Raw genomic sequence first — 13,197 nt, forward strand, 5'->3', positions numbered from 1 at the left:
TGCTGCGGCGGCCGGCATGGCCGCCGCGAGTCGTTGTTCGAGCATGATCTTCTTCGGAAAACCGCTTCGCACTTTGCGCTAACGCGGCCCTTCGGGTCCGGATCATGCTTTACGCGAAGGTGATGTTCTGGTCCCGCAGCGGCACCGAGCGGATGCGCTTGCCGGTCGCGGCGAAGTACGCATTGAGCACGGCCGGCGCAGCGACGCCGATGGTCGGCTCGCCGACACCGCCCCAGAACCCGCCGCTCGGCACCATCACCGCTTCCACCTTCGGCATCTCGTTGATGCGCATCGAGTTGTAGGTGTCGAAGTTGGTCTGCTCGATCTTGCCGTCCTTGACGGTGCAGCCGCCATAGAACAGCGCGGAGAGGCCGTAGACGAAGGAGCCGGCGATCTGCCGCTCCACCTGCGCCGGATTGACGATGTAGCCGGGATCGGTGGAGGCGACGATGCGATGCACCTTGATCTTGCTGCCGTCGGTCACCGAGATCTCGGCGGCGCCGGCGACATAGCTGCCGTAGCCCATGACCTGCGCGATGCCGCGATAGACGCCCTGCGGCGCCGGCGTGTCCCAGCCGATCTTCTCGGCGACGGCGTTGAGCACCGCGAGGTGCTTGGGGTGATTGCCCATCAGCCTGCGGCGGAATTCGAGCGGGTCCTGGCCTGCGGCCTGGGCCAGCTCGTCCATGAAGCATTCCATGTAGATCGCGTTGTGATTGACGTTGACGCCGCGCCAGAAGCCGGGCGGAACGTGCGGATTGCGCATCGCATGCTCGATCAGAAGGTTCGGCACCGAATAGCCGAACGCGGCGTCGCCGGATTGGGCGACGCCCTGGAATGCGACGGGATCCATGCCGTTCTGCAGCGCTTCAGGGCGAAGCGAGAACAGGATCGACTGCCCGGACAGGCGGTAGTGCAGCGCGACCAGATTGTTGTCGGCGTCGAACGCGCCGGTCATCTTGCACTGGGTGATCGGGTGATACCTGCCGTGCGCCATGTCCTCTTCGCGCGACCACAACAGCTTGATCGGCGTGCCCGGCATCTGCCTGGCGATCATGACCGCCTGGCGGACATAGTCGGTCTGGCCGCGCCGGCCAAAGCCGCCGCCTGGCATCACCTTGTGCACATCGCATTTCTCGGCCGGCAGGCCGGAAGCCTCCAGCACGGCTGCGAAGGCCGCCTCGCCATTCTGCGTGCCGCACCAGACCTCGCATTTGTCCGCCGTGTAGATCGCGGTGGCGTTCATCGGCTCCATCGTGGCGTGGTTCTGATAGGGATAGGAGTAGACGGCCTCGACCTTTTTCGCGGCGCCGGCGATCGCCGCCTTGGCGTCGCCGTTCTTGTTGCCGACATAGGCCGGCTGCGAATCGTCGAGCCCCTCGGCCAGCCATTTCGCAATTGACGCGCTGGAGACCTTGGCGTTGTCGCCTTCGTCCCAGACGATCGGCAACGCTTCCAGCGCGGTCTTGGCGTGCCACCAGGTGTCGGCGACGACAGCGACCGCGGTATCGCCGACCCTGACCACCTTCTTGACGCCCTTCATGCCGGCGATCTTGGCTTCGTCGAAGCTCTTCAGCTTGCCGCCGAATACGGGGCAGTCCTTGATCGCGGCATTCAGCATGCCCGGCAGCTTGACGTCGATGCCGTAGATCATGGCGCCGGTGGTCTTGTCGACGGTGTCGAGCCGCTTCACGCCCTTGCCGATCAGCTTCCAGTCCTTCGGATCCTTCAGCCTGACATCCGCCGGCGGCGTCAGCTTCGCCGCGGCCTCGGCGACCTTGCCGTAGGTCGTGGTTCGGCCCGAGGGCGTATGGGTGATGACGCTGTTCGCGGCCGTGCATGCGGAGGCCGGCACTTTCCACGCATCGGCGGCAGCCTGAATCAGCATCACGCGCGCGGTGGCGCCGCCCTTGCGGACATAGTCCTGCGACGAGCGGATGCCGCGGCTGCCGCCGGTCGAGAAATCGCCCCAGACGCGCTTGCGCGCGACGCTCTGGCCCGGAGTCGGATATTCGGTCGTGACCTTGCTCCAGTCGCATTCGAGCTCCTCGGCCACGAGCTGGGCGAGACCGGTGAGCGAGCCCTGGCCCATCTCGGAGCGGGCGATGCGGATCACCACGGTGTCGTCGGGCCTGACCACGACCCAGGCGCCGATCTCGGGCGAGCCGTCGGCAGCACGCACCACGGCGGGGCCGCCGAAGGGGATGTCGAGGCCGATTGCAAGGCCCGCGCCGACAGCAGCGCTGCCGATGACGAAGGCACGACGGTTCATCTTGGGCGAGACGTGCTTGTTCACGGGGCGGCTCCTTACGCGCTTGCGATCATGTGGATCGCCTCGCGCACCTGCTGGAAGGTGCCGCAGCGGCAGATGTTCGTGATGGCCTCGTCGATGTCGGCGTCGGTCGGCTTCGGCTTCTCGTTCAGCAGCGCCGCCACCGCCATGATCATGCCGCTCTGGCAATAGCCGCATTGCGGCACGTCCTGGGCGATCCAGGCGTCCTGCACCTTGTGCAGCGTATCGCCCGAGGCGAGCCCCTCGATCGTGGTGATCTTCTTGCCCTCGGCCTCGCTGACCGAGATCCCGCAGGAGCGCATCGCCGCGCCGTCGATGTGAACTGTGCAGGCGCCGCATTGTGCGATGCCGCAGCCGTATTTGGTGCCGGTCAGGCCGGCATTCTCCCGGATCGCCCAGAGCAGCGGCGTATCCGGCTCGACGTCGAGGGTGAAGGGTTTTCCGTTGATTGTTAGGTTTGCCATCGCAAGTCCCCTGATTGGCCCAATCCACCGATTGAACTCAGGGGCGCAATCTGTCCGGCAAACTGGAACTGTTCAAATCAACACTCCGCGGGCTAGCCGGGATGCATTGCCCGGCCGCGCGAGAGTATGGACCGCGGCGCTGTTTTGCCTCATCCCTTCGTTAATCGATTCGAGTTGACGTCTCCTCTGGGCGCCAATCCGCGGCTTCAGGCGACGTCCGGCCGTGAAGGTCGGTTCCAGGCCCGGGTCGCGTCCCGTGGAGCGGCGACAGTTTGTCCTTTTTGCCGGGATGCAAGACGCCGGCACTTTGGTACACTGCGTCGACACAAAAGGAGTTCCATGAACGTGCCGAGTCCCTGCAACGTGCTGATGCTCTACCCGCTGTTCTCGGCAGAGTCCTTCTGGAGCTTTGGCGAATCCTGCAAAGTGATGGGCGTCAAACGCCCTGCCGCCCCCTTGGGCCTGATCACCGTTGCCGCAATGTTGCCCGAGAGCTGGACGGTCCGGCTGATCGATTGCAACACGGCAGCCCTCGGCGACGAGGATCTCGCCTGGGCCGACGTCGTCTTCACCGGCGGAATGATGCCGCAGCAGGCCGATACGCTTCGCCTGATCGAGCTCTGCCGCGCCGCTGGCAAGCCGGTGGTCGTCGGCGGTCCCGATCCCACCTCGAGCCCCCACATCTATGAGCGGGCCGACTTCCGGGTGCTGGGCGAGGCCGAGAGCGTGATCGACGAGTTCATCGCGGCCTGGGAAAGCGGCGCGCGGTCCGGCGTCTTCACCGCGCCGAAATTCCAGGCCGACGTCACCAAGACGCCGGTGCCGCGTTTCGACCTGCTCAAGTTCGAGGACTATCTCTATCTCGGTGTGCAGTATTCGCGCGGCTGTCCCTTCACCTGTGAATTCTGCGACATCATCGAGCTCTACGGGCGCGTGCCGCGAACCAAGACGGTCGAGCAGATGTTCGTCGAGCTCGAGACGCTCTACCGGATGGGCTATCGCGGCCATCTCGACTTCGTCGACGACAATTTCATCGGCAACAAGAAGTCGCTGCGTCAATTCCTGCCAAAGCTCGCCGAATGGCAGCGCACGCACGGCTATCCCTTCGAATTCTCCACGGAAGCCTCGGTCAACCTCGCCGACGATCCGGAACTGCTGGAGCTGATGGGGGCGGCCAATTTCTTCGGCATCTTCGTCGGCATCGAAAGTCCCGACCCGGCGACGCTGGTCGCGATGCGGAAGAAGCAGAACACGCGGCGCAACATCGCCGAGAGCATCCACAAGATCTACGCCGCCGGCATGCTCGTCACCGCGGGCTTCATCGTCGGCTTCGACAACGAGAAGGTCTCGATGGCGGAGGCCATGATCGAATTCATCGAGGAGGCGGCGATTCCCGTCGCCATGGTCGGCCTGCTCTATGCCTTGCCGAACACGCAGCTCACGCGCCGACTCGAGCGCGAAGGCCGGCTGCATCCGGGCCACGATGTGGCGCCGACCATCGGCGCCGATCAGTGCACGGCCGGCATCAACTTCGATCCGGTCCGTCCGTTGCGCGACATCCTGCTGGATTACAGGCGCGTGCTGGAGCACACCTACAGCCCGGCGGCCTATGCAGGACGCGTCGACCGCCTGATGACGCTGCTCGACCGATCCAGGCAGCGTCCCGAACTCGCCGAAGGAGATATCCGCGCCAGGCTCGGGGCGATGGAGACGGTGCACAAGGTGGTCACCGCCCTTCCCGAGGCACGGGGACCGCTGTGGCAGACCTTCATGAATTGCGCCAAGCGTGACACCTCGTCCGCGCGTATCGCGGTGCAGATGATCGCGGCCTATGCGCATCTCGGACCGTTCTCGCGCAAGGTCATCGCCGCCATCGACGAGCGCCTGGCTGCGCTTGACGGCGAGACCGTCGTTCCGGCGAATGTCGGCGTGACGGCGGCTTGACGGCTTACTTCACCGCGAGCCGCAAGAAGCTCATCACGCTGCCGAGCGCGGCAAAGCCCGCGCCGAGCGCGAGCGCCAGGGTTGCGCCGTCATGTCCCGCGAGCGCGAAGCAGGCGGCGGCCAGCGCCGCGCCTGTCGTCTGTCCGGTCAGGCGCGCGGTCGCGACGATGCCCGAGGCACTGCCGCTGCGGTGCGGCGGCGCGCTCGACATCACCGCCTTCATGTTCGGCGCCTGGAAGAAGCCGAACCCCATGCCGCAGATCACCATCCGCCAGATGATGTCGGCGATGGCGGGATTGGCCGGCAGCGTCGCGAGCAGCGCCATGCCGAGGCCGAGCAGCACGAGGCCGATGCCGCCGAGCAGGCCGACCGGGTGGCGGTCGGAGAGGCGCCCCGCGATCGGCGCCATGATGCCGACCACCAGCGGCCAGGGCGTCATGAAGAAACCGGTCTCGACCTGAGAGCGGCCGAGCACGTCCTCGAAATAGAACGGCAGCGAAACGAAGGCGAGGCCCTGGACGGCGAAGGAGCACACCGCAGTCGCCGCCGACAGTGCGAACATCGGCCGGCTGAACAGGTCGATCGGCAGCATCGGCGCCGGATGGTCGGCATGACGGCGGGTCAGGATGAAGCCGAGCGCGAGCGCCGAAACCAGCTCGATGCCCACGACGAGCGGCGACAGATTGTGCGCGGCGCTGCCGATGCCGGTGATGAACAGGCCGAGGCAGGCGGCGGCGAGGATCGCGCCGAGAAAGTCGAAACCGTGATCGGCGCGCGGCGTCTTCGGCAGCATCGCAAAGCCGATGCCGATCGCGACGAGGCCGAACGGGATGTTGACGGCGAACAGCCAGGGCCACGGACCGATCGCCAGGATGGCCGAGGCGATCGAGGGTCCGAAGGTGAAGGCGGTCGCGACCACCAGCGCATTGTGGCCGAAACCGCGGCCCTGCATCCTTCCGGGATAGACGAAGCGCACCAGCGCGGTGTTGACGCTCATGATGCCGCTCGCGCCCAGGCCCTGCAACGTGCGCGCGACGAGCAGGTTGTCCAGCGACCACGCCACCGCGCAGAACAGCGAGGCGATGGTGAACAGGATCAGGCCGCCGAGATAGATGCGCTGGTGCCCGACGATCTCGCCGAGGGCCCCGAGCGGCAGCAGCGTCGCGACCAGCGCGATCTGGTAGACGTTGACCACCCAGACCGACTGCTCCGGGCTGACATGCAGATCGGCGGCGATGGCGGGCAGGGCAATGTTGGCGATCGCAGTGTCGAGCGAGGCCATCGCCAGCGCGGTGAAGATCGCGGCGATCGCCCAGCGCCGCTGCGCGGCCGGCAGGCCATCGGAAATGGTGTGGTCAGGCTCGCGCGCGGCGGCAGGTAACGTGATTGTCATTGCGTTGGCGCGTTGCTCCGGCGTCGTCGCGATAGGGACCTTCGGCATGTACTACGGCCAGGCCGTCTTCCACAGGCATATGCTTGCATGCTGTGCATGCACGAAGGTCAGGCGATGCGGCCTCGGGCTGGCGTATGCTCACGCGAGCTGCTGCAATGTCAGGGTATCGTCATGCAAATCGTCGTTTTGCCCGGTGACGGCATCGGACCGGAGATCACGACTGCGACAACGGGCGTGCTGCGGGCGGCGTCCGAGCGCTTCCAGCTCAATCTGCGGCTGGAGGAGCATGCGGTCGGGCACGCGAGCCTGAAGCTGTCAGGCACCACCGTGCGGCCAGAGCTGCTCGGTATCGTCCGCGCCGCCGATGGCCTGATCCTGGGGCCGACCGCGACCTTCGACTTCAAGGACGAGGCGCATGGCGAGATCAATCCTTCGCGGCACTTCCGCAACAGTCTTGACCTCTACGCCAATGTCAGGCCCGCGCGCACCTATGAGGGGCGGCCCAACCGCCTCGGCGAGTTCGACCTCGTCGTGGTGCGCGAGAACACCGAAGGATTCTACGCCGACCGCAACATGGAGCAGGGCAATGGCGAGATGCTGGTCACGCCTGACGTCGTCATCTCGCTGCGAAGGATCACGCGGGCGTGCTGCGAGCGCATCGCGCACGCCGCCTGCCGTCTGGCGCTGAAGCGGCGCAAGCATCTGACCATCGTGCACAAGGCCAATGTGCTGAAGATCGGCGACGGCATGTTCCTCGACATCTGCCGCGCGGCGGCAAAGACCTATCCCGGCCTTGCGGTCGACGACATCCTCGTCGACGCCATGATGGCGCATGTGGTGCGCAACCCCGATCGCTTCGACGTGATCGTCACGACCAACATGTTCGGCGACATCCTGTCCGATCTCACCGCAGAGCTCTCCGGAAGTCTCGGCCTTGGCGGCTCGCTCAATGTCGGCGACGGCTACGCCATGGCGCAGGCCGCGCACGGCTCGGCGCCCGACATTGCGGGGCAGGATGTCGCCAATCCGGTGTCGCTGATCCTGTCGACGGCCCTGCTGCTGGCCTGGCACGGCGAAAGGAGCGGTGCCGTGCGTTACGAGGAAGCCGCGCGTGCGATTGAGGTCGCGGTGGCGAAGGCGCTTCGCGAGGGCAGGGCAACGCGCGACGTCGGCGGCACGCTGGGCACGATCGCGGCGGGGGCGGCGATTGCGGAGATCCTGCAGGCGGAGTGAGCTGCGGTGGCGCGTTTTTCTTGGGCTCAAAACAAAAAGTCGGAAAACAACCCCATGCACAGTAGAAGGCCCCTTGATCGATAAGGGATTTTCGAGCCGTGTCGGAACGACATTCGCCGGCCGCGATCAAGTTGACCCGTCGGGCAAAACACTGGCAGGATGCTATCGTGGCAGCGATGGGGTCCAAGGCCACGGCGCGTTCTCATCACACGCGCTGTCCGCTTCAGCCCGCACGACGTCGCGCCTCTCCCTGCCCACGTTGAGCCAGATCAATACTCGCCGCGCGCGTCCGCCGGACCTTTCCATCAGCGTATCCATGGAAGGGGCGGCCGACATGCAGACTCTGCTCACGGAAATCCGGAATACCCCTTTGCTCTGGATGCTGGCCTTCGTGCCCATCGTGCTGGTGGCCGAGGCCGTGGCCCCGCATTCCCACACGCTGCTCTTCGTGCTGGCGGTGCTCGCGATCGTGCCACTGGCGGCCCTGCTCAGCCATGCCACCGAGGCGGTCGCCGCGAAGACCGGCGATGCCGTGGGCGGATTGCTCAATGCCACGCTCGGCAACCTGACGGAGCTGATCATCGCCATCACCGCGCTGCGTGCAGGGCAGTACATGCTCGTGAAGGCCTCGATTGCGGGCGCGATCGTCACCAACGCGGTGTTCATGCTCGGCGCCTGCCTGCTGCTCGGCGGCCTGCGCTACCACGTGCAGGAGTACAACCGTGCCGGCGCGCGGCTCTCGTCCGGCCTGTTGCTGATGGCAACCGTTGCCCTGCTTGCGCCTTCGGCCGTCGCCGATCTCGAGCACCTGCCGCAAGGCGGGGGCATCTTGAACAAGCTCAGCGTCGGAATTTCAATCCTGCTCATCATCGCCTATGCGCTGGGCCTGTTGTTCTCGCTTGTTACGCACAAGGAGTTGTTCGCAAGCTCTGATCATGGCGACGCCAAGGAGGCGCACTGGCCGATCAGAATAGCCGTCGGCACGCTGCTTGTCGTCACGGTGCTGGTCGCGCTGGTCAGCGAAATCTTCGTGGAGTCGGTGCAGAAGGCGGCGGAGACCTTCGGGATGAGCCCGGCCTTTGTCGGCTTCATCGTCGTCTCGCTGGTCGGCGCTGCCGCCGAATTTGCGGTGGCCTTTGCCGCCGCGAGCAAGGACCGGCTCGACATGGCCATCAGCATCGCGCTCGGCAGCGCCTCCCAGATCGCGCTGTTCGTTGCCCCGGCGCTAGTGCTGCTCAGCTATGTCGTGGGACCCACGCCGATGAACCTGCAGTTCTGGCCGGGCGCCGTCACCATGGTGATGATCGCGACCGTCACGTCGGCCTTCATCACCGCCAGCGGGCGCTCGGCCTGGTTCGTCGGAGCCCTGATGCTGTTCATCTATGCGGTCTTTGCGCTGACGCTGTATGTCGTCCCGCCGGCGGGCCCGGGATGAAGGGTTGTCGCTCGTCGGCATGAGGCTTCTGATTTCACCCGGCGGAGGATGGCTGCCCGCCGACAAGCCGCGGGGCGGGGAAGCCGCAGGCGGGATGATGACATTGCTCCATGACCTGTGGTCGAACCTGGCGTCGGCAGCGGCGAATCTCTGGCACCCATTATTTAATTTGACTTAGCATATAGTTAAAACTATATAGTTATTATATATTTAATAAATTTAATCGCGGCGGCGTGCCGCCTGACGTCATTTCGATCTGCCGATTTCCGATCGAGCATTGAACCATGCGAACAGGCCGAGCCATCCACTCCATTGGGTTGCCGTCGAGAGAGGCGTGATGCATGCGCCGACCAATTGATACAGCACCGAGGAGCGGAGAAGGCATCTGGGTAGAAGATGCGGCCGGGGCTGCCGAGGTCGGCCACTGGTCTCCCGAGGCGGGCAAATGGGTCTGGCAGGACGGCTCTCCAATCAATCCGGCGCCCACCCATTGGCATCCCGCGATGGAGGATGTCGATCCGGAAGACGAACGATCGGGCGGCTCGCTCGTGGCGGCTGCAATTCTGATCCCCGTCATCTTCGTCGGGGCTTCCCTGCTCGGGGTGTTCACACCGTTCACGGCGCAACCGGACATGACGCGCATCGGCGGCGGGAGCGCCCTCAGCCTGGATCAGCGGCCGGAAATCGCGACCGGTTCGCTAGCGCTCCTTCAGCGCGAAGCGAGCCAAGCCCTGATGCAGGCGGAGCCAGCAAGCGTGGTGCAACCAAGCCAGCGGCTGGACGAAGACGCGCCGCGCATTGTAGCGCCCGCCAACGAGCTGGCCGAGGCGCACAGGGAGCTCGACGAGGCAGTCCAGCGCACGCACACGGCGGAAATCGCCGCGGAGGAGCTGCGGAAATCACTCCAACAGGAGCAAGCCCACAGCGCCGAGCTCGCGAACGAACTTGCCGGAGCCCGCCGCGAGATCGACGCCGGCAACGCCCAATCCCGCAGCGCGGACGATGTGGCCGCGCAGCAGAGAGATGCGGCGGCGCGGGAGATCGCGGAACTGCGGCAGTCCCTGCAGCAGGAGCGGCAAAGAGCCGGCCTCCTCGAGAAGCAGGCGAACGCCGCGCAGGCGGCAGCGGCGAGCGCTGAGCAAGACCGCCACGAGGCGCAGTCACGCGCCGCCGCGCTCGCGAGCGAACTCGCCGGAATACCTCGTGGATCGCTCATGGCGGAAGCTGCGGCCTCGGAACAGAAGGAGGCAGTAGGGCGGGAGGTTGCGGAGCTGCGGCAGTCCTTGCAAGACGAGCGGCAGAAGAACGCCGACCTCGTCGCCCAGGCCAAAGCAGCGCAAGCGGCAGCGGCCGATGCCGAACAACAACGTCGCGCTCTCGAAGAGGCCCGGGCGCATGCGGCCGTGCAGGCGAGGGAACTTGCGGAAACGCGCCGTGAGATCGAAACCCGGAACGTGCAATTGCGCGAGGCGAACGATGCGATCTCGCAGCAGAGACAGGCAGCGAACCGGGAGATTGCCGAACTGCGGCAGTCGCTGCAACAGGAGCGGAGCGGGACCGAAGCCAGGCAAAAGGACCGTGCATCGGCATCGGCCCCAACCGATGCGCGCCTCCAGGTGGAGCAAACAAATGTAGGCTCGATCTTGCCGGCGACGCCGAGCGTGGAAGCGGCTGTCGCGGAGCCGCTGACAGCCGCGAACCGAAACGAGGCGGAGGCACGATTGATCCCGCGCGCCAGGGCGTTGCTCGATCAGGGAAATATCGGTGCGGCGCGGATCGTGCTCGAGCTCGCGGCTGAGAAGGACATTGCGCAGGCAAGTTTCATGCTCGCGGAGACCTACGATCCGGCGGTTCTGTCCGCCTGGGGGACCTACGGAACGCGCGGTGAAGCGGCCAAGGCGCGAGAGCTCTACGCGAAGGCACACCGGGGCGGTATTCGCGAAGCAAAGGAACGGCTGGATGCGCTGCAGCGCTGAGAGTGGACTTGTTGCAGTCCTGCGGAACCAGAGGTTGCGGTGGCAGATTCGGAAGGGAAACGACATGAACAGATCGCCAAAGTCACTCTCGTTGCTCCTGCTCACCTGTTTGGCCGCGATGATGCTTCAGGCGACCTCCTTGGAAGCGCAAACGGCGAGAAATACCAGGACCGATGCTCAGCTCGTCCGAAGGTCGCTCCCGCAAGAGAATGAAAAGGACCGGATGAACGCCTGGACGGTCGGGCTCGCCGGCGGTCTGCTCGAGGGCGCACCGATCCGCCTCGCCGCAGAAATGGCTCGCGTCGTCGACGACGGAGCGGACCTGCATCTTCTGCCGATCGTCACGCGGGGGGCCACCGACAATCTGAATGCGCTGCTGTATTTGCGTGGCGTCGACACCGCCATCATCAATTCCGATGCGCTCGAAGAGTACAAGGTCCAGGCACCGCAGATCCGAAGCCGCATCACGTATCTGCTCAATCTCTTCCCATCCGAGCTGCACATCTTTGTGCGGCCTGAAATCACAGGCCTGCAGGATCTTGCCGGCAAGAAGGTGAACTTCAATACCCTGGGCACCGCAGCCGCCTATTCGGGACCACTGATCTTCAGCCGTCTCGGCATCGATGTCGACAAGACATTCATTCCGCATCAGGTGGCCCTGGAACGGATGCGCAAAGGCGAGATGTCGGCCGTCGTATTCATTACCTCGAAACCCGTCGACGCCTTCGTAAAGGGCCGCTGGGAGGCCGGATTCAAGTTCCTCCCGGTCAACTACGACAGGAAGTTCGAGGACTACTATCTGCCCGCGACCCTGGATGCCAACGAGTATCCCAATCTGATCAGGCAAGGCGAGCGGATCTCGACCATCGCGGTGCCGACAGCGCTCGTTGCGTTCAACTGGCCGCAACATTCGAATCGCTATCAACGCGTGGCCCGCCTTGTCGAGTATCTGTTCTCGCGAATCGACCGGCTGCAGGCGCCGGGCTTCGATCCGAAATGGCAGTCGATCAATCTCGCGGCAACCGTGCCAGGGCTCACCCGCTTCCAGGCCGCGCAGGATTGGCTGGATCGCAAGGCGCGCAGTGCGCAGGCGCGGCCATGAAGCGTGCGGGTCCTCCGCTCGCCGTCGCATTCTTTGTGGCCTGCGGAATCGCTTACGCGCAAAACACGAGCGATCCCATGGAAACACTTCGGGCCTGTTCGGCGATGGAGGGGCAAGCCCGGCTGGAATGTCTGCAGGATCTGTCACGCAAGATTCCACCGCCCGGGCGGCGGGTCTCAGACGATGGCTGGCTGATCAGCGAGACTACCTCGCCAGTCGACTATTCACCGATCGTCACCGCCACCACCTCTTCCGTCGGCGGCTCGGATGGTGCCTCGATGCAACTCGCGATCCACTGCCGCAAGGGCCGCACGGAAGTCGTAGTCGCAGGACCTGCGGTGTCGCGCAGCGCCAGCGAATACGCCGTCTCCTTTCAGCTCAATGCGGAGCAGCCAATGCAACTCACGGCAGTCTCGCCGTCATCCGGCTCCGGCGTTGCTTTCGGCGGCGACGTCGTGCAGTTGCTGAGGTCGCTACCCGACGACGGTCACATCGTCGTGCGTCTCTCCATCCGCACCGGCGTGGTGCAAGAGGGACAATTCCCGCTCGGCGGATTCAAGAACGTGCGCGAAAAAGTGGGGGCTGCATGCAAATGGCCGCATGCCGTCGCCAGACCAGGACGGTAACGGTCAGGGAACGGGAGAAACGAGATGATCAATTCAAAGTTGGCGATGGCAGTCATCATCGGCTTGGCGATGCTGCTTCTGGCCGGACCAAACGCGCAGGCGCAGCAGGACAACCAGTCGATCCCGCAGGCGAGTGCGAAGGGCCAGGCGAGCAATCCGAAATATTCAAGCAGGCCCAAGCAGGCGAGCAAACCGGGGCAGAATCACACCGGCAAGCGGAACCCTGCGAACGAGAGAGCGCTGGCTCAGATGACCAGACCTGAGGTCGCCAGGAAGCCGCATCGGCTGATATTGCAGGTCAATTCCAACGAACCTGCGATGATGAACCTCGCACTCAACAATGCGACCAACGTCGCGCAATACTACCGCGATCTCGGCGAGCCGGTGTCGATCGAGGTCGTCACCTTTGGTCCCGGGCTTCACATGCTGCGTGAAGACACCTCGCCGGTAAAGCCGCGCATCGAGGTCCTGGCGATGAGCCATCCCGAAATCTCCTTCAAGGCTTGCGGCAACACGCAGGAAAACATGCGTAAGGCCGAGAACAAGGACATAAGCCTGGTTCCGCAGGCCACGGTCGTCAAATCCGGTGTCGTCCGCGTCATGGAACTGCAGGAACAGGGCTGGAGCTACGTCAAACCGTGAAGTCCGGCCGCAAACCGGGTACTGCATGCGTTTGGCGGCCGATCGGATTCAGGAGCTTACTCCTGGAGCCTTTTCCGTTCCGATGGAAT

10 protein-coding genes are annotated in these 13,197 nt (G+C 64.8%); 7 read left to right on the forward strand and 3 right to left on the reverse strand.

All coding sequences use genetic code 11. The features are described from left to right. Positions 1-109 precede the first annotated feature (109 nt). Together XH87_RS29615 and XH87_RS29620 are read right to left on the reverse strand one after the other, a co-directional pair. Positions 110-2,296, reverse strand: coding sequence for a xanthine dehydrogenase family protein molybdopterin-binding subunit (locus tag XH87_RS29615; protein WP_271589955.1), 2,187 nt, complete (start codon positions 2,294-2,296; stop codon positions 110-112). Between the two features lie 11 nt (positions 2,297-2,307). Continuing rightward, positions 2,308-2,757: a (2Fe-2S)-binding protein gene (locus XH87_RS29620; protein ID WP_271589956.1), complete on the reverse strand. Its 450-nt coding sequence runs from the start codon at positions 2,755-2,757 to the stop codon at positions 2,308-2,310. A 339-nt stretch (positions 2,758-3,096) separates the two neighbouring features. Between XH87_RS29620 and XH87_RS29625 the strand changes: the two genes are divergently transcribed. Further along, complete coding sequence (locus XH87_RS29625; RefSeq protein WP_271589957.1) at positions 3,097-4,701, forward strand: B12-binding domain-containing radical SAM protein; 1,605 nt, start codon at positions 3,097-3,099, stop codon at positions 4,699-4,701. 4 nt (positions 4,702-4,705) lie between these two features. On the opposite strand, the gene XH87_RS29630 is transcribed toward XH87_RS29625, so the two are convergent. Then, the gene (locus XH87_RS29630) at positions 4,706-6,094 is read right to left on the reverse strand and encodes an MFS transporter (RefSeq protein ID WP_271589958.1); all 1,389 of its coding nucleotides are present in this window, start codon (positions 6,092-6,094) and stop codon (positions 4,706-4,708) included. Between the two features lie 171 nt (positions 6,095-6,265). Here XH87_RS29630 and XH87_RS29635 point away from each other — a divergent pair, with 171 nt between their 5' ends. From XH87_RS29635 to XH87_RS29660, 6 genes are all read left to right on the forward strand, one after another. Continuing rightward, positions 6,266-7,327: an isocitrate/isopropylmalate dehydrogenase family protein gene (locus XH87_RS29635; protein ID WP_271589959.1), complete on the forward strand. Its 1,062-nt coding sequence runs from the start codon at positions 6,266-6,268 to the stop codon at positions 7,325-7,327. Positions 7,328-7,661: 334 nt separating this feature from the next. Continuing rightward, complete coding sequence (gene cax / locus XH87_RS29640) at positions 7,662-8,762, forward strand: calcium/proton exchanger (RefSeq protein WP_271590910.1); 1,101 nt, start codon at positions 7,662-7,664, stop codon at positions 8,760-8,762. Positions 8,763-9,103: 341 nt separating this feature from the next. Then, the gene (locus tag XH87_RS29645; protein ID WP_271589960.1) at positions 9,104-10,738 is read left to right on the forward strand and encodes a hypothetical protein; all 1,635 of its coding nucleotides are present in this window, start codon (positions 9,104-9,106) and stop codon (positions 10,736-10,738) included. A 64-nt stretch (positions 10,739-10,802) separates the two neighbouring features. Next, entirely contained in the window at positions 10,803-11,840 is a 1,038-nt protein-coding gene (locus tag XH87_RS29650) for a TAXI family TRAP transporter solute-binding subunit (RefSeq protein ID WP_271589961.1), read from the forward strand. 77 nt (positions 11,841-11,917) lie between these two features. Further along, on the forward strand, positions 11,918-12,466 hold the full coding sequence (locus XH87_RS29655) for a hypothetical protein (RefSeq protein ID WP_271589962.1): 549 nt from the start codon (positions 11,918-11,920) through the stop codon (positions 12,464-12,466). A gap of 24 nt (positions 12,467-12,490) precedes the next feature. Continuing rightward, positions 12,491-13,108, forward strand: a complete 618-nt coding sequence (locus XH87_RS29660) for a DsrE family protein (RefSeq protein WP_271589963.1) — start codon at positions 12,491-12,493, stop codon at positions 13,106-13,108. The last annotated feature ends 89 nt before the right edge of the window (positions 13,109-13,197 follow it).

It is taken from the genome of Bradyrhizobium sp. CCBAU 53415 (assembly GCF_028128735.1).
Taxonomy (GTDB): Bacteria; Pseudomonadota; Alphaproteobacteria; order Rhizobiales; family Xanthobacteraceae; genus Bradyrhizobium.